General features: G+C 37.2%; 18 protein-coding genes. 11 read left to right on the forward strand and 7 right to left on the reverse strand.

Features of this window, described 5'->3' with window-relative positions; genetic code table 11:
- Positions 1 to 77: 77 nt before the first annotated feature.
- Together OZP15_RS09640 and OZP15_RS09645 are read left to right on the forward strand one after the other, a co-directional pair.
- Positions 78 to 887, forward strand: a complete 810-nt coding sequence (locus OZP15_RS09640; RefSeq protein WP_281335975.1) for a type IV toxin-antitoxin system AbiEi family antitoxin domain-containing protein — start codon at positions 78 to 80, stop codon at positions 885 to 887.
- Positions 884 to 1,663, forward strand: a complete 780-nt coding sequence (locus OZP15_RS09645) for a nucleotidyl transferase AbiEii/AbiGii toxin family protein (RefSeq protein WP_281335976.1) — start codon at positions 884 to 886, stop codon at positions 1,661 to 1,663. The genes OZP15_RS09640 and OZP15_RS09645 overlap by 4 nt, the downstream gene beginning before the upstream one ends.
- A 128-nt stretch (positions 1,664 to 1,791) precedes the next feature.
- On the opposite strand, the gene OZP15_RS09650 is transcribed toward OZP15_RS09645, so the two are convergent.
- Positions 1,792 to 5,055 (reverse strand): dsDNA nuclease domain-containing protein, encoded by a 3,264-nt coding sequence (locus OZP15_RS09650; protein ID WP_281335977.1) that lies wholly within the window; start codon positions 5,053 to 5,055, stop codon positions 1,792 to 1,794.
- Positions 5,056 to 5,306: 251 nt separating this feature from the next.
- Between OZP15_RS09650 and OZP15_RS09655 the strand changes: the two genes are divergently transcribed.
- The 9 genes from OZP15_RS09655 (at position 5,307) to OZP15_RS09695 (ending at position 13,731) form a co-directional block, all read left to right on the forward strand.
- Positions 5,307 to 5,612: a DUF4134 domain-containing protein gene (locus OZP15_RS09655; protein WP_281335978.1), complete on the forward strand. Its 306-nt coding sequence runs from the start codon at positions 5,307 to 5,309 to the stop codon at positions 5,610 to 5,612.
- 11 nt (positions 5,613 to 5,623) lie between these two features.
- Positions 5,624 to 5,956: a DUF4133 domain-containing protein gene (locus OZP15_RS09660; RefSeq protein WP_269225248.1), complete on the forward strand. Its 333-nt coding sequence runs from the start codon at positions 5,624 to 5,626 to the stop codon at positions 5,954 to 5,956.
- The gene (locus OZP15_RS09665) at positions 5,953 to 8,451 is read left to right on the forward strand and encodes a TraG family conjugative transposon ATPase (RefSeq protein ID WP_281335979.1); all 2,499 of its coding nucleotides are present in this window, start codon (positions 5,953 to 5,955) and stop codon (positions 8,449 to 8,451) included. Before OZP15_RS09660 ends, OZP15_RS09665 begins: the two co-directional genes overlap by 4 nt.
- Before the next feature lie 24 nt (positions 8,452 to 8,475).
- Positions 8,476 to 9,108, forward strand: coding sequence for a DUF4141 domain-containing protein (locus OZP15_RS09670; RefSeq protein ID WP_269225249.1), 633 nt, complete (start codon positions 8,476 to 8,478; stop codon positions 9,106 to 9,108).
- Positions 9,109 to 9,110: 2 nt separating this feature from the next.
- The gene (gene traJ / locus OZP15_RS09675) at positions 9,111 to 10,103 is read left to right on the forward strand and encodes a conjugative transposon protein TraJ (RefSeq protein WP_269225250.1); all 993 of its coding nucleotides are present in this window, start codon (positions 9,111 to 9,113) and stop codon (positions 10,101 to 10,103) included.
- Between the two features lie 21 nt (positions 10,104 to 10,124).
- Entirely contained in the window at positions 10,125 to 10,748 is a 624-nt protein-coding gene (gene traK / locus OZP15_RS09680) for a conjugative transposon protein TraK (RefSeq protein WP_269225251.1), read from the forward strand.
- Between the two features lie 31 nt (positions 10,749 to 10,779).
- The gene (gene traM, locus OZP15_RS09685) at positions 10,780 to 12,345 is read left to right on the forward strand and encodes a conjugative transposon protein TraM (RefSeq protein ID WP_432419377.1); all 1,566 of its coding nucleotides are present in this window, start codon (positions 10,780 to 10,782) and stop codon (positions 12,343 to 12,345) included.
- A gap of 34 nt (positions 12,346 to 12,379) precedes the next feature.
- Positions 12,380 to 13,282 carry a conjugative transposon protein TraN gene (gene traN, locus OZP15_RS09690; RefSeq protein WP_281335980.1) on the forward strand — a complete coding sequence of 301 codons (903 nt, stop codon included), beginning with the start codon at positions 12,380 to 12,382 and terminating at the stop codon, positions 13,280 to 13,282.
- A gap of 173 nt (positions 13,283 to 13,455) precedes the next feature.
- Positions 13,456 to 13,731, forward strand: a complete 276-nt coding sequence (locus OZP15_RS09695) for a molybdenum ABC transporter permease (protein WP_269225254.1) — start codon at positions 13,456 to 13,458, stop codon at positions 13,729 to 13,731.
- Positions 13,732 to 13,955: 224 nt separating this feature from the next.
- On the opposite strand, the gene OZP15_RS09700 is transcribed toward OZP15_RS09695, so the two are convergent.
- The 6 genes from OZP15_RS09700 to OZP15_RS09725 are packed head-to-tail and all read right to left on the reverse strand — an operon-like array spanning position 13,956 to position 17,728.
- Positions 13,956 to 14,762, reverse strand: coding sequence for a PRTRC system ThiF family protein (locus tag OZP15_RS09700; protein ID WP_269225255.1), 807 nt, complete (start codon positions 14,760 to 14,762; stop codon positions 13,956 to 13,958).
- On the reverse strand, positions 14,762 to 15,484 hold the full coding sequence (locus tag OZP15_RS09705; protein ID WP_269225256.1) for a PRTRC system protein B: 723 nt from the start codon (positions 15,482 to 15,484) through the stop codon (positions 14,762 to 14,764). Before OZP15_RS09705 ends, OZP15_RS09700 begins: the two co-directional genes overlap by 1 nt.
- Complete coding sequence (locus OZP15_RS09710; RefSeq protein ID WP_269225257.1) at positions 15,481 to 16,656, reverse strand: hypothetical protein; 1,176 nt, start codon at positions 16,654 to 16,656, stop codon at positions 15,481 to 15,483. The genes OZP15_RS09705 and OZP15_RS09710 overlap by 4 nt, the downstream gene beginning before the upstream one ends.
- 17 nt (positions 16,657 to 16,673) lie before the next feature.
- Positions 16,674 to 16,892: a PRTRC system protein C gene (locus OZP15_RS09715; RefSeq protein ID WP_269225258.1), complete on the reverse strand. Its 219-nt coding sequence runs from the start codon at positions 16,890 to 16,892 to the stop codon at positions 16,674 to 16,676.
- A 23-nt stretch (positions 16,893 to 16,915) separates the two neighbouring features.
- Positions 16,916 to 17,521 carry a PRTRC system protein E gene (locus OZP15_RS09720; RefSeq protein ID WP_269225259.1) on the reverse strand — a complete coding sequence of 202 codons (606 nt, stop codon included), beginning with the start codon at positions 17,519 to 17,521 and terminating at the stop codon, positions 16,916 to 16,918.
- Positions 17,522 to 17,533: 12 nt separating this feature from the next.
- The gene (locus tag OZP15_RS09725; RefSeq protein WP_269225260.1) at positions 17,534 to 17,728 is read right to left on the reverse strand and encodes a hypothetical protein; all 195 of its coding nucleotides are present in this window, start codon (positions 17,726 to 17,728) and stop codon (positions 17,534 to 17,536) included.
- Positions 17,729 to 17,766 lie beyond the last annotated feature (38 nt).

Raw genomic sequence — 17,766 nt, forward strand, 5'->3', positions numbered from 1 at the left:
TTGACGATATAAAAATATAAGTTTGTCTTTGCGTAAGGGGTTGAAATCACACCCTTATCGCAATTATAAACTAAATTATGGCAGAGCAATATAAATATTTAGAATCGTTTATCGACGAACAGAGGGCAAATGGTAAGTATAGTTTTACTACCGAAGGTCTGCATAGTCTGTTAGATGTTTCTGAAAATGCTTTGAAGAAAACGCTGCAAAGACTTAAAAACCAAGAAGCGGTTGTAATGGTACGCAAAGGCTTTTGTGTAATTGTACCACCAGAATATAGAACCAAAGGGATTATTCCAACTAGTTTTTATGTAAATGATTTGATGAAGTTTCTCAATCGGGATTATTATGTATGTCTGTTAAATGCAGCCGCCTATCATGGAGCTGCTCATCAGCAACCTCAAAATTATGCAATCATTACTGAAGGGATTGCTTTGAGATCGATTAAAAATGATAAGGTTGAAATTAACTTTCATATCAAAAAGTCTTGGAATAAAAAGGATGTTGTAAAGAAGAAAGTGGATACCGGATATATTACTATCTCTTCTCCTGAATTAACTGCTTTGGATTTGGTTCACTATTTCATTGAAGTGGGAGGGTTTAACCGAGTAGCTACTGTTTTGGAAGAATTGAGAGAAGTGATGCAAGCAGATCAATTGGTAGAAACCGCAAAACAGTATGGCGATATAGCAGTAGTGCAACGTTTGGGGTATTTATTGGAATGTGTTTTAGAAGAACATACATTAAGTAATGCCTTATACAATTATCTCGAATCAATAGGATTTTATCCAACTTTATTGCGTCCTCAAAAAAAGAAACCTGAAAATTGGATAACTGGCAACAAATGGAAAATTGTGCCTAATATAGAAATAGAAGCAGATATATGATACCACAGTCGTACATAACAGCTTGGCGAAAACAAGCTCCCTGGCAGGAAAATTATCAGGTAGAACAAGATTTAATTATACAACGAGCTTTGATAGCTTTATTCAGTAATGAATTTATTAGAGAACGATTGGCTTTTCGTGGAGGAACGGCATTACATAAACTATTTTTAGCACCGGCTGCAAGATATTCGGAAGATATTGATTTGGTCCAGATAAAAGCAGAGCCTTTCGGGACAATTATTGATAATATTCGGGAACAGCTTTCCTTTTTAGGCAAACCTCGTATTAAGCAAAAAGAACACAATAATACTATTGTGTACACCATTCAGTCCGAAGATGATGTGCCTATAAAACTAAAAATCGAAGTCAATACCCGGGAACATTTTTCGGTGTATGGCTTACAAGATATTCCTGTAAAGTTGGATTCCGAATGGGATAATGGTGAGGCATTAGTTCCTACTTATGGACTGGATGAATTATTAGCCACCAAACTCCGAGCTTTATACCAGCGAAAGAAAGGACGTGATCTGTTTGATTTGTGGTATGCTTTAAATAATGCAGATGTCAATGTAGAAAAGCTTATCGAAGCATTCAAACACTATATGGCAGAAGAAGGAAATCATGTTACGCAAAAAGAGTTTCTCGAAAACATGGACAAGAAAATTGAAGATCCTGATTTTAGAGGTGATATGAATGGATTGCTCCGAAGCGGTATTGAATATGAGGTAAACGAAGCATACGAATATGTAAAAACAAATCTTTTGGAAAAGATTTAAAATATATAGAATAACAAAACTATTATTGTAAATAGTTAAAAAATAAAATATAAGGAATTGAATTATTCACCTACTAGAATATAAATTATTTTGTGTCTTTCTTTTGAAATAAATATCAGATTAATTGGTTAATAAATATCATTCAGGGGGTTATTCTCATTGTAATCGTCATGACGCAGGTTAAAACGAATATCAAGAAATTCTTTGATAGCTGTAAAATTCGGTGTCATTAATTTAGTTTCCAACCCATAGGTATTAAGAGCTGATGGCAAACTAAAATTAAACTGGTCTGTAAATTCTTTTGACTTAAAGGCTTCTAATGGAAATTCTACATAGCAATCCTTCTCATCCATATTCATATATTTATAAAATGTTTTTTGAAAATGTTCAATCTGTTTTTCTTCGGTGTTGAATTTCTTTTTTTCAAAACGTCTTACTTTGTAATTAATCATAAAATTTTGCATATTCATCAATATCTGCCAATCTTTATGACCTTCACTCCTTAAATCATTAAGCCATATTGGAAAACAAGGAAGTTTTTTTAGTTCTGCCAATGTAAGATAAGTACATTTTTGCATATTATTAAAGCGGTTTTCAATGGCTTCGAGACTAAACTTTTTATTATATTTTTGGCTTAATGAGTTATCCCAAACCACTACTTTGTTTTCTCTCGGGAAATTCAGATTAAAATTCTCTTTTTCAAAAGAAGAAGCTTGAAACACTTCAAAATCTTCTTTAAGATAAATATCTCTGTGTATTTTTTGATAGAGGTTAATTGCTATTTGTTTGGTATCAAGTTTTGCTTCTTTGAAGAATTTCCAAAATAATAGATCAAACTCATCTGATTTCAAAAGGCTAATATTATCCAGCATAAGTCTTAAAGAAACCATATTGAATGCAGAATGTTGGTTAATCTTTTCGGTATTAACTACATTAGAAAAGCATATGTAGACTTTCCATTTTATAACTTCATTAGAAGGGAGTTGTTCAGGAGCAACGTATTTATTACTTAAAGTTAACTCAATATCAATTTTTGATTTAAGCAAATGAAAATCAACATCCGATAGTGCAATTTCTGCCAAAACAACTTGTATGGACGAGATGTATTCTTCAGCTATGGATCGTACTTCATGTGTATTATCAAAGCTGATGCACCACAAGCTGCCTAAAGCATAAAAATTAATTATTCTTGTCTTTCCAAAATCGTTGAAAGGAAAGTCATTAATCTGATTTTCAATCGACTTATTATACTTTTCGTCAGATTGTAATTCATCGTTCAATTTCGCTAAGATTGGTACAACAATTTGGCTTCCAATATAATCTAGAAAGACAATGTAATTTTCATTTAAATACTTGAACTGATTGGAACTTCTTCGCATTACATACAGCATGAATGCTATGTTTAAAGTAGCTTTTTGTTCTTCTTCGGCATCAGATTTATCAAAATTGGCATTTAATTTTAATCCAATATATCTCCCGTATAGACTTAATGAATTAAACCAAGAACCCTGTAAGTAATCTGCATAAGCAAGCAAAGAAAGACTATTTTCAACTCTTTTGATAAGCTCTTTATTAGTGCTCATGCGAAAAGCTGCTAAAGCGTAGTTTTTAGCAGCAAAGTGCATTCCTATGGAATTGTAGAGTTGGGCAATATTTAATAAAGCCAAGACAAAACCTTCAATAGTATCTTCTTGTAAATAGTTATCCTTGGCACTATGGAAATATTCTAGTGCTTTTAGTAGATTTTTTGGAATGTTTGTTTTTAGATAGTTATACCCTCTTTTTACCTGTGATTGTGCAAGTTTTACTTTACCTTCTCTTTTTTCTACTAGAGGAAATAGATTTTCTGAAAAATCTTCCAATGCAGATATGATTCCCATTTTATCTGTAGGATCTACATTGAGATGCATTTTAATATACTTTTCTATCCTATCACCAAATTGAGATAGTTTGAAAAGAGGAGCTTTTTCAACCAAAGCTAAAATCTCATCAAAATATTCAATAAATTCGAGATTACTTTTATTTCTGAGTCTGTTTATACCTAATAAGAAATTACCTTGCAGTTCAAGTAAATTGCATTTTTCACTGATGTCCTTTTCTATCAATAATTTTTGATTAATTTTTCTATAAAGTTGTATGAACCATTTTCTTAATTCACCTTCTTCAATTGATGCTTTTCCATTTTTGGATGCAACAAATACTACATTGATAATATTATGTGCATTTTCTATATCTTTCGCATCCTTAAAAGCTACAAAATCACTGAAATAATAACGAATGTCTTCTTCAAATCCAAATAAGTTTCCTTCAGGCCGTTCACGAATAGCCAGATTTTCATAATCAACTTCATAAAACTCATTATTAAGGAATACTATTTCGTAAACAGCTTTTTTTCTAAATAGTGAATCTACTTTTAAGTTTTTGGCGTAATAAATAAGAAAAGGATTCCAAAGGATTTTATGTGTGTGTAAATATTTTTTTCTTCGACAATAATTTACTAGGTCTAAAATTTCATAAAACTCTCCAATTCTAAATTCAGATAGAGGTTCGATTTTTTTATAGTAGTCGTATCTACTTGAATACCATTTATCATCTTCATTGCCAATCGAAAATAATCTTTGTTCTAATTGATCATAAGTTAGCTTTCGTTCTTCTCCTAGTTTTTCGTTTATTACCATAAAAACAGTGTCGAGTAGTACACCGAAAACTTGTATCGAATTATTGTCCGCCAAGTTATGTGGTAATTTTTGTATCAATAGCTCTATATTGGCTCTTGTTGTAGTAAATTCATCATCTGGCGAAGTTCCTATGAATTTCCATTTTATCATTTTAGTAAATTCTTGCCAGAACGATTTATCTAATTCATCGTACACTTTAACCGCTTCTTGAAGTTCATCATTATCTTTTAATGCTTTTTTTTGCTCTTCAATATACTCTGTTACTATTTCTTTTACTTTCTGGGCATACTTTTTAAGTTTTTCTTCATCTAACTGGTTTTGGTATTCAAACCACTCTTTTAGCATATCAGCATCGTTATTTAAATACTTCTGTGCAATATTTGTGTTAGTTTCAAAAACATATTCTTTCGAGAAATCATTGTAATTTGATTTTACATGAAGTGTGAAAAAATGAGAAATACACTTTTTCACTTCTTCGCTTGAAAATGAAAAGTTGCTGGAGTATAGTTTTATTTGGCGAAAAGTAAGTTTTTGAGATAACAAATCCTTTTGAAAAATGTCTTCTTCAAATTCGCAGTAAATATCTTCTTTAGTATTACTAATAAAATTACTAATCCAAGTTTCAAGAGTCTTTAATGTCTGATAATTATATCCCCGTTGAGCAGCAAATGCATCGGTGTTTTTTGAAAATAAAAAGAGTTTGTTTAGTTCCATTTAATAATTACATTTTTTATTACTCAATTGATATGTTTTTTTTGCAATGATCCACTATTAATAATTATATGTAATTATTTTCTAACTACGTTTTGCAGTTTACTAAGATATGGATTAATTTTTTTATGGTCTTTCGCTTCCAAACAATTCCACAGACTTCCATTTCATTATAACTTCTCATTTTCCGTGACATATTTGTCCTCAAATCCTGCAAAGTGCAGGAAAACAGAACAAATTAATTTATTCAAATCATGAAAAATCAAAGAAAAAAAGTTTTGCAGTCAGCAGTAATTATGCTGTCAGCTTTTGGTGCATTTGCACAAGGAAATGGTACAGCAGGAATCACTGAGGCTACCCAAATGGTAACCTCTTATTTTGATCCTGCCACACAGCTCATATACGCTATCGGAGCGGTAGTCGGTCTCATTGGAGGTGTCAAGGTGTACAATAAATTCAGTAGCGGCGATCAAGATACCAGCAAGACAGCGGCGAGTTGGTTTGGTGCTTGCATCTTCCTCATCGTGGCTGCCACTGTTTTACGTTCCTTCTTCCTTTAGTTTCTTTCCTTATGAGTACTTACAATATCAACAAGGGCATTGGAAGAACGGTGGAGTTCAAGGGGTTGAAAGCACAATACCTTTTCATTTTCGCTGGCGGACTGCTTGGCATTCTCATTCTAGTCATGGTATTGTACATGGTCGGCATTAATTCTTATGTGTGTCTGATTATTGGCATTGGTGGAGGATCACTCCTCACATGGCAGACCTTCTCCTTAAACAAAAAGCATGGAGAACACGGATTGATGAAAGTGGGTGCACGCAAAAGACATCCCCGTTACATCATTTGTCGTAAAACAGTTCAACGCTATTTCAAATTGACCTCTAAATCCTTCAACCGATGAAAAATACATCAAAAACGAATACACTTGAAAGCAAGTTTCCGTTGTTGGCAGTGGAAAATCACTGCATCATTTCAAAGGATGCCGACATAACAGCATGTTTTCGGGTGCAGCTTCCCGAATTATTCACTGTGGCTTCCGTAGAGTATGAAGCCATTCATTCGGCATGGCACAAAGCCATCAAGACATTGCCTGATTATACGGTGGTTCACAAACAGGATTGGTACATCAAAGAAAATTATGCGCCTGACATCGCTGGCGAAGATCACAGTTTTTTGGCAAAGTCCCATCAGCAACATTTCAACGAGCGTCCGTTCTTGAATCACCATTGCTACTTGTTTCTGACTAAAACCACCAAAGAGCGAATGCAAACGCAAAGTAATTTCTCTTCGCTTTGCAAAGGAGTACTCATTCCGAAAGAAATAAGGGATAAAGAAATCATCCATCGTTTCATGGAAAGCGCGGCACAATTTGAAAGAATTGTAAATGACGGCGACTTTGTAAAACTGGAGCGTCTAACGGAAGAGGACATCATTGGTGCAGAGGACAGGCAAGGATTATTGGAACAATATCTAACACTGTCAAAAGAAGCGGGAACTTCAATGCAAGACATTGCTCTGGGTGCCGAGGAAGTTCGCATTGGCAATAAAAGGCTTTGCCTGCATACCTTGTCAGATACAGATGATTTACCCAGTACAGTTTCAGCAGATACTCGTTATGAAAAATTGTCCACAGACAGAAGTGATTGTCTGTTATCTTTTGCCGCACCAGTAGGATTGCTGTTAAGCTGCAATCATATCTACAACCAATATTTGTTTCTGGACAACAGTGAAGACAACCTACGCAAGTTTGAAAAATCGGCAAGAAACATGCACTCGTTGGCGCGTTACAGTAGGGAAAACCAAATCAACAAGGAATGGATTGAACGCTATCTCAATGAAGCCCATTCGTTCGGGCTTTCTTCCATTCGGGCACATTTTAACGTGATGGCATGGTCTGATGATCCCGTTGAACTGAAACAGATAAAGAATGATGCCGGCAGTGCTTTGGCACTCATGGAATGCAAACCAAGACACAACACCACTGATGCAGCCACGCTTTATTGGGCAGGAATGCCAGGGAATGCAGGGGATTTCCCGAATGAGGAAAGTTTTTACACCTTCATTGAACCGGCTTTGTGTTTCTTCACGGAAGAAACGAACTACCAAAGTTCCCTCTCCCCTTTCGGAATCAAGATGGCTGACAGGCTTACGGGAAAACCCATTAACCTTGACATTTCCGATTTGCCGATGAAGCGTGGCATCATTACCAACAGGAACAAGTTCATATTGGGGCCTTCCGGTTCGGGAAAATCATTCTTTACCAATCACATGGTAAGACAGTATTACGAACAAGGGGCTCATGTGTTGCTGGTGGACACAGGAAACTCTTATCAGGGATTGTGCGAACTCATTAAAGGAAAAACCAAAGGAGAAGACGGTGTTTATTTTACCTACACCGAAGAAAATCCGATCGCCTTCAACCCTTTCTACACTGATGACGGCGTATTCGACATCGAGAAAAGGGAAAGCATCAAAACATTGATTTTGACCTTGTGGAAAAGAGATGATGAACCTCCTACCCGTTCCGAAGAAGTGGCCTTGTCCAATGCCGTGAGTGGCTACATCGAAAGCATCAAACAGCTTGACGATCATCCCTCCTTCAATGGTTTTTATGACTATGTGCAAGGCGATTACAAAAAGCTGCTGAAAGAAAAGCAGGTACGAGAAAAAGACTTTGACCTTGCCAACTTCCTCAATGTATTGGAACCTTATTACAAAGGAGGGGAATACGATTATTTGCTGAACTCGGACAAGCAACTTGACTTGCTTTCCAAACGATTCATTGTGTTTGAAATTGATGCCATCAAGGATCACAAAATTTTATTTCCCATCGTGACCATCATCATCATGGAAGTATTCATCAACAAGATGCGCAGACTCAAAGGAATTCGCAAACTGATTCTGATAGAAGAAGCTTGGAAAGCCATTGCAAAGGAAGGAATGGCAGAGTACATCAAGTATCTATTCAAAACAGTCCGGAAATTCTTTGGTGAAGCCATTGTAGTAACCCAGGAAGTAGATGACATCATTCAATCTCCCATTGTAAAAGAAAGCATCATCAACAACTCCGATTGCAAAATACTACTGGATCAGCGGAAGTACATGAACAAATTTGATGACATACAAGCGATGCTGGGATTAACCGACAAGGAAAAGGCACAGATACTTTCCATCAACTTGAACAACGATCCCAAAAGATTGTACAAGGAAGTTTGGATTGGTTTGGGTGGAACACAGTCGGCAGTATATGCCACAGAAGTGAGCTTCGAAGAATATTTAGCCTACACCACCGAAGAAACCGAAAAGATGGAAGTCATGCGTCTTGCCGGGGAATTGGATGGCAATGTGGAGCTTGCCATCAAACGAATGGCAGTTCAGAAAAAAGAAAACAAATAACAATCATTTAAAAATTTAAGAACCATGAAAAAAATAATGACAATGGTGTGTACAGCAATGCTATTTGCTGTCACACCAACAATGAAAGCCCAGTGGGTGGTAACAGATCCTTCCAATTTAGCACAAGGAATTGTCAACACCGCCAGACAAATAGTGCAGACTTCTACCACGGCCACGAACATGATCAACAACTTTAAAGAAGTTCAAAAAGTCTATAATCAAGGAAAAGAGTATTATGACAAACTAAAAGCGGTCAATAATTTAGTGAAAGATGCCCGGAAAGTACAGCAGACCGTTTTGCTTGTTGGAGATGCTTCCGAAATTTATGTAAAGAATTTTGGCAAGATGATAAACGATCCCAACTTTTCACCCCAAGAATTAACGGCGATTGCCAATGGCTACTCCATTTTGCTGAATGAAAGTGTTGAACTTCTAAAAGAGTTAAAGCAAATCGTAAACGCTTCCACCCTATCCATGAATGACAACGAACGGCTGGAAATCATTGACCGAGTGCATAAAGAAGTAAAAGAATACCACAACCTCATTCGGTACTTCACCAACAAGAACATCTCCGTTAGTTACTTGAGAGCCAAAAAGAACAACAATAGTAGTAGAGTACTGGAACTCTATGGAGATGCCAATCAAAAATACTGGTAAACATGGAGTTCAACAACCTACATCAAGTATTACGTTCCCTTTACGACGAGATGCTACCCTTGTCAGCTGAGATGGCAGGAGTGGCAAAAGGTCTAGCTGGCTTGGGTGCGTTATTTTATGTCGCATTACGAGTATGGCAAGCACTTGGCAGTGCAGAACCCATTGATGTGTTTCCGCTACTTAGACCTTTTGCTTTGGGACTTTGCATTATGTTTTTTCCAACCATGGTGCTAGGTACACTCAATGCGGTATTGAGTCCCATTGTAATGGGGACACATAGCATGTTGGAAAACCAAGTCCTAGATTTGAATGTGCTACAACAGCAGAAAGACCAACTGGAGCGAGAGGCCATGCTTCGCAATCCCGAAAATGCTTATTTGGTTTCTGATGAAGAGTTTGACAAGAAATTGGATGAAATGGGTTGGACTCCATCAGATTTGGTAACGATGTCAGGAATGTACATCGAAAGAGAAATGTATGAGGTACAAAAAGCCATTCGGGATGGTTTTCGAGAGTTTTTGGAAATACTGTTTCAGGCTGCCGCCTTGGTGATTGATACCCTACGCACTTTCTTTTTGATTGTGCTATCGATATTGGGACCAATCGCTTTCGCCATATCCATTTGGGATGGTTTTCAATCCACGCTTACGCAATGGTTTACCCGATACATTAGTGTGTATCTCTGGTTGCCTGTTTCAGATCTTTTTAGTGCGATGTTGTCCAAGATACAATCGTTAATACTCCAGAAAGACATCGAAAGTTTATCGGATCCTAATTTCATTCCTGATTCCTCCAATACGGTGTACATCATCTTTATGATTATGGGCATCATTGGGTATTTCACCATTCCCACGGTGACCAGTTGGATTATTCAGGCTGGTGGGGCAGGTAATTTTATTCGCAATGTAAATCAGGCCACAGCCAAAACAGGAAACATTGTGGGAGCTGGTACGGGAGCAGTCGTAGGTAACATTGGAGGAAGACTAATGAAATAACACTTAATAAATAGCAGTAAAATGGAATTTAAAACATTAAGAAACATCGAAAATAGTTTCCAACAAATCAGGTTGTATGCCATTGTATTTGCAATGCTATGTCTAGTAGTGACGGGATACACCACATGGCAATCGTACCATTTTGCAGAGCAACAACGCCAAAAAGTATATGTCCTTGACAATGGCAAATCTTTAATGCTGGCTCTTGCACAAGATGCTTCCATCAACCGTCCTGTTGAAGCCCGGGAACACATACGACGTTTCCACGAACTTTTCTTTACGCTGGCACCAGACAAAGATGCCATAGAAAACAATATGAAAAGGGCGTTCAACCTCGCAGACAAGAGTGCCTTTGATTACTACAAAGACCTTTCTGAAAAAGGATATTATAACCGTATCATATCGGGTAACATACAACAACGACTTGAAATTGATAGTATGGCGTGCGACTTTGAGACCTATCCTTATACTGTGAAAACGTATGCCAAGCAGTTCATCATTCGCTCTAGTAATGTAACCAAACGTAATCTAATTACCTCTTGTTACCTCGTCAATTCTGTTCGTTCCGATAATAATCCACAGGGTTTTAATGTCGAAAAGTTTGTCGTCATAGAAAACAGGGATATAGAAGTCATTGAACGTTAAAACTACTCCAATGAAAAAACTGCAAGCAAAGATGGACCGTTTGTTAAACAAGTTTGATGGAAGTTGGAAAGCACTTCCTTTAAAAGTACAGTACAAATACCTCCTAATTTTTTTCTTGGGCTATGCACTACTAACCATGGGAATGATTCTAAAAGTCGTGCATGATGCAAGAAAATCTAATCAAGGAATAATCATCGAACACATTGAAAACCCTGTCATTAAAAAGAACGAATCCGATACATCGTTGTGGGATTCCTTATTAATGATTAAAAAAACAAGACAAATGAAAGAAACTGAAAACAAAAAGAGTGTCGTCTTTGTTACGGACGGCAACTCAAATGAAACTGCAGATGTAGTTCTGGAAAGTAAATTAAACCAAGTCGAGAAGCTTAAAAAATCCATCATATACGCATTGATGGGATTTGTATTCCTAGGCTGTATGTATCTCATATTTAAACCTTCCGAAGATATAAAAAAGATCGAAAACATAGGACTAAACGATGCCATTCCACAAGCTACCGATGCTGGATTGGAGGCTAACAAACAAAAAGCGTATGAACAAGAAATGTTGGAACAAAAGTATCAGGAAAAACAAAATGCCCTGACATCATTGTCCGACTATTGGAATGAAGACAACCCCAGGGAAACCGTCGGAGCGGATGCTGAAATTACGGATGAAGATGCTCGAAAACCAGTAAAGAGCACTAATCCAGCATTGAACAGCTATCGAAATGCACAAAGCACCGTAGGCTCTTTTTATCACAATGATCCTTCGGAGACACAGCAATTACGCAAACAACTGGATGAGCTAAAAAAGGAATTAAACCACAAGGACAGTGAACCCATTAATCCTGTGGAAGCTCAATTGGAATTAATGGAAAAATCGTACAAGATGGCTGCCAAATATCTTCCGATGAATGCTAGCTCAATGGAACAGTCACTACCACAATCCGTTTCTAGTTCTTCTTCTCCAAAAGAAAAATTTGTTGCGCTTGCTCCTAGCCAGAAAAATTCCGTTTCATCTTTAGGCAGAGCATCCACCGAGAGTGCCTTTTTGGTCAATTGGAGTAAAAATAGTCCCCCTGATATTGATGCTGCGGGGCAAACCAAACAAGCAGTGCAAACCAGAAACAGTGTTCGTGCCATCATACAAGAAACTCAGGTAATAACTGCGGAAAGCAGTGTTCGTATCCGTTTGTTGGAGCCAGCCAAAACAGCAAATCTTTTGATTCCACAAGGAACCCTACTGACGGCAAACGCCAAATTTCAAGAAGGACGCTTACAATTGAAAATTAGTTCGTTAGCAATAAACGGCACCATTTTGCCAGTTGACATTACGGTATTTGGATTGGATGGACAACAAGGTCTAGTTGTTCCCTACTCGCCCGAAAGGAGTGCTCTTACTGAAATGGCAGCCAACATGGGGCAAGCTTCTGGCAGTAGCATCATGATGACCAATTCTGCTGGACAACAAGTGGCTGGCGATCTGAGCCGAGGTCTTGTGCAGGGTGTTTCAGGATACTTTTCAAAAAAAATAAAAACTCCCAAAATAACATTGAAAGCGGGCTACCAGATGTTCCTTGTTTCAAAAAACTAAACATTCCATTCTGTAAAAATTTAAAAAACAAAATATGAAAACACTAATTAAACACGGCATCGCATTGATTTTCCTGTTAGGAATCCATGCAGAATCTCAAGCGCAAAATACCGTTTCCAATGTTACGACACTGAACTTGGAAAAAATACCATCTTATCAAATTGAAGTCACCTACAATAAAACTTCGCATCTGATATTTCCTGCTCCCATCCGCTACGTGGATTTGGGAAGTGAATTTCTAATTGCGGACAAGGCAAAAGAAGTTGACAATGTATTACGCTTAAAAGCCACAGTTCGTGATTTTGCAGAGGAAACCAATTTTTCCGTGATAACGGAAGATGGACGGTTTTATAATTTTAACGCATGCTACAATTCATTTCCTGATAAAATGAATTACAACCTATTGCAATTAAAGAAAAATACAAGTGGAGCGGATGTAAATGAAGTTTTTTTTGAAGAGTTGGGAAGCAACTCCCCTTCTATAGTCAATACCATATTGGAAGCAATTTATAAAGAAAACAAAAGAATCATTAAGCGCATAGACTCCAACAGTTTTGGAATACGGTTTTTGTTGAAAGGAATCTACATCCACAAGGACAAGTTGTATCTCCATACCGAACTCATTAATTGTAGCAATGCGCCTTTCCAAATTGATTTTGTCCAATTCAAAGTGGTGGATAAAAAACGTGCCAAACGCACCCTGATTCAAGAAAGAGTGATGACACCATTACGAACATACAAGCCTCTGGATGAAATCGTGGGTAATGCAAAAGACCAAAACGTTTTTCTATTGGATCAATTTACCATTTCCGATGATAAGCTACTCTTAATAGAGATGTATGAAAATAACGGTGAAAGACATCAGGTTTTGAAAGTGGAATGTTGTGATTTGGTAAGAGCAAAACTCATAAAGAATCTGGAGTTAAAAATTAATTGATCGTTTCATTCTCGTTACCCAACAAAGAGGCTATTTCACCAATTGTGATTTAGCCTTTTTCCATTCACGAGTTTCAATATCAGCATTTAAACTTCTTTAAATCAAAAAATTGTAAGTTTTAAAGATTGTTTTTTTTGTAAATTTATAAAGTGTAATTCAAAAATATTCCCATCATGACTCCAGCATTGGTTTTAAGCATTTTAGCTTTGGTATGTGGTTTTGGTCTTCGCTATTGGATTAACAGACGAAAATTTTACCGAAGAAGTCCCACGGGGGCGGAAGGTTTTTGGAGTTATGAAAAATCAGTATTCATTTCTTTTCTGGAGCGAACAGGAAAATGGATTGCCTATGTTCTGATTGTTTTGGGACTTTTGTTCCTCTGGAGCCATTCAAGACAAAAGAAAGAAAAAGACAAGGAGATTCAAATTGAAGTGCAAAATCCAAAATAACGAAGCGGCGTTCTTTTGCTTCTTTTCTTTGGTCGCTGATGTGGAAAGAAAAGAAGTTGGAAAAAGCCAAAAAGGAGGATAATAAATATCCTCCAGTAATTTCACAACCTTTTTGGTAAAATGGGAGGATTCGCATTTTACCGAAATGGTTGCTTCCTTTTTACTGCAAAAAGACTTTTCCGACCATCGGAAGGAAGTGTCTTTTTGCAGCCCGATTTTCATTTTTATCCAACGGGAATGGGTTGCGACCTAAAATCTTTCAAATTGAGAAAAAAGCCTCTATTATGGGTCAATCCGTTACGAAACAAGCCCCATAAAAGGGAACATCCCATTTGTGCCAAAGCCGAATTGACATATAAATCTTGTTTTTCCAATGCTTCAGCAAGGGAGCAACTGGGTGTATCGTCCTTGGCTTCAGACTGATTCAGCAGTTCCGCAAATTCTTCGGTTACCATTGGCAAGTTGGAAATGGTTTCGTATTTTTCGGAATGAGGTTGTTTTATTGTACCAATGGTGGATAACAATACTTGTCCTGTATGTTGGCTGTTGCCAAAATCCATCCAATAGCGTGGACGATTGAAATGTGCATTACCATTGTTGAGTTGTTTCAATATTTCGGCAATTTCAAAACGAGCCTTGACAGTGTCCACACAACTCATGTAAATGGTTGCTCCTGTGTGTTCGGGCAATTTTCCCAAACTGTTCTTTTCGAATTTTATGGTTTCTGCTTTCCAGTTTGTACCCGACCAACGGTTGGCTCTGTTAATTAAGGCTACCGATTTATGCAATCCAGTTTCGCTACTGGCAAAACGCTGTCTGCCCAAATTGGCTTCCGTTACAATATCATCATCCCACAAACGGACGTTTAAACCTGCGTGACCCAATGCTATGAGGCTGTGATTCATTTCCATGAGGGCGGTCAGTACCTTTGAACCCGTTCCTCCTGCTCCAATAAGGTTTACTGTAATGGGATTGGTGGGATTGATTAAATGATTGTCCGCAAAATGGATTTTTGTTTTTTCGGTTTTCATCACAATAGATTTTTAAGTGTTTTGTTGTTTGGTTTCAATACTTCTTTCGGAAAGGCTTTATCTGTGCTAATTTGCTCTTTCCATAGGTTTACACAATTCCCTTTTATCGGATTGTAGTTTCCTAATAAATGACTGAAATAGCTGTTGAAAAAGTAACTTTCCCACGCTTGAATAAATTCTTCCACCGAAGCCGAATTTTGAATATCAATATTTACCGTTCCCATACATACGTTACCGTTGTCATACACATTGAAAAAGGGTGCATAATGCAAAGGCGTTTTTTCTGTGGGTCTTCTATCGGTTGCCAAAGCAAAAATGGAAAGGCTGTTTTTATTGGCAAACCAAGCCAATGGCGGTACTTGACACTTGCCGTTGGGTATGCCCAAGCCTTTCACAAAATACAGCTGTTTTTGCTGTGCTTTGGTGTACCAAAGTACTGTTCCTTTTTCGCTTGGATTGATGTGCAAAATGTTAGTAGGCAAAATTCCCTTTGGTTTTAAAAAAGCTCTGCTCTTTTCTTCATCTGTTTGTAATGATTTTGCCAATATGTTGGCTTCTTTTACGGTTAAAGGATGTGCATTTATTGGATTTCCGTTTCTATCCATATCGAAATGCTCCACATACATATCGGTATTTGTACCTTTGGATTCATAGAAAACCAAAGCAGATTTTGGATAATATAAAGTTCCAAAAATCTCTGTTATATCGTTTACATTTTTCATTTTGCTATTGTATTATATCCATCAAATAAACCGCATAAATCATTCAATATCGGAAACAAACGGTTCTCAAAATCAAGGTTGGTTGCTGTTATCTTACTTCCGTCAAAATGTTTGTAAATGGTAGGTTCTGCCATTGTTCCATACTCATTAAATTCATTGTTGATACTGTCCGAGAGACTTTCATACAACCAACCTTTGGTATTCGCTACAAATGAAATGTACTTTTCCATTCCGATGGTTTCATTGTCGTAATCGTCATTATCAGGGTCTTGTTCGCAAATGGGTGCGTTTCTAAAAATGCTTTCTGTAGGATATTCTGTAAAAAGAGCCATAACTTTACAAGCTAACTGCCAACATTCTTGGTCAAATTCATCAAAGCTTTTGAAGTTGTTCAAACGTTGCTCAAATTGTTCTAAATTGATACGATTGAATAGTTTCTGTTCTATCTTGTCGCCAATCTGTTCGGCTTGTCTTAATTCGCTTTTGTGTTTTTCGGTTTTGTCCGTTTCATCGTCCTGTTCCAGCCAATCGGTCATCATTTCATACATCCAATACAGATAGCTGTTTTCTTGTCTGTAATAAGGAATATCGGCAGTGTGATACAGATAACTGCATACAGAAACCAATAATTGAGCGGTCTTTTTACGCTTCGGGTCGTGGAGCATTTTAAAAAGTGGAACTATGGGAATATAATATAAGGTCATTCTTGTATCGTATCGCTCCTCGCTTATAAAAAATATTCTCCTGCCATCCTGTACCAAACGCAAGCTATCCCAATTTATATGGGTTCGTTTTAACTTGGTTTCCATATCCCACATCGCCAAAACGATATTGTAGGGATAGCCGTAAATCTGTGTTTGCATAGATTCAATGCTGTAATGCTCGGCAACTCTGGAAAGGGATTGATAAAAATCCTTCTCCGTTTTCACTGTTTTCTTACTAGACTGTACAGATTGTTCCGTTTTCAGTTTAGGCAAAAATGTGGACTTTAGAAAACCATTGGCAACATTGCTATCGGTACGGCTTTCCTTTTGTCTTTCTGTACTTCGTTTGCATCCTTTGGTCTTTGCATCCAATTGGCAAACTCGCCCAACTGTTTGTGCAATTGCCGTTGTCTTTTCTGTTTGGGTTTGCTGATTATTCCCGATAGGATATGTGGTTGCATAATTCATCGTTTTTGATTTTTGGTTTAACCTTTTGTACCCATTACGCTTTCAAATTTGTACTCTACGGCATCGTCTTTTATTTGCGGAGCAGATATTTTTGCCGTTGTCAAAATCGGGTAGGTATTGGCGTAAAAATTCATTACGGCTTCCACGCTCCAACGTGGTTCGGGGTCGGTCAGTCTAATGTCCTGTCCTTTATCTTTGAGTATAAAAACTCGTTGTAATTGGGTTCCTAATAACATAATTTCTACTTTTTGTATTAATACTATTGTTCTTCTTCGTGAGTTTCATCAGTAGGATAATCTACTGTAACTTCTTCCATCTGTTGCGGTTCAGGTTTTTCTTCTTCCATTGCTCCGAAAAGGCTTGGTGTTCCAAACTTGTTTGATAATTCTGTTTGGCGTTTACGTATCTCGTCTGCTTTTTCGGGAAACTCTGTTACGGAAGGTGTTTTCATCCACGCTTCACGGAATTTACCCTCTTTTTCGAGTTCGTCCGCTTTTGCCATTCCATCTTTAAACTTTTTGTCTTTGGCTTCCTGCTCTTTCTTCTGTTTATCGCCTTTCTCTTTCTCCATTACCGATTGCTTTTTGACTTCCTCCAATTGTTTTAGAAACTTTTCCATATCCACCATTAAGCCCGAAACTTTTTGAATTGGGGCTGTTATTTGCTGAAAAAATCCCTCGTCAAACTCCTGCGGTGTGGCATTAAATGTCAATGGTGGAATTAGGTTTTTCGCATTGTCTCCGCATTGTTCGTTGTTGAGCATAACCGATACGATTAGGTTATTTTCTGCTCCCTTTGAAATGTGCAGTTGTAAAACTCCTGTAAAGTCCAACTGTGCTACCTGATTAAAAAAATGAGTGTTCATCGCTGTAAATTTTTAAGATGTTGTTAATTGCTCTTTGATTGCTGTAAGTTTCTCGTACATATCCGTCCAATAGGCATTTTGCCTTTTATCAAATTCGGAGAATATTTTTTCCTCGTGGCGGTATTCTTTGTACCGCCTTACTATTTTTATTGCTTCTTTTAAATTCGTTATCTCGATTGGACAACCGTTCATATCGTTTACTTTCATATTCCTTGTTTAAATTAGGCTACCATCGTTTAAGGCGG

The sequence above is a fragment of the Flavobacterium eburneipallidum genome (genome assembly GCF_027111355.2).
GTDB classification, from domain to species: domain Bacteria; phylum Bacteroidota; class Bacteroidia; order Flavobacteriales; family Flavobacteriaceae; genus Flavobacterium; species Flavobacterium eburneipallidum.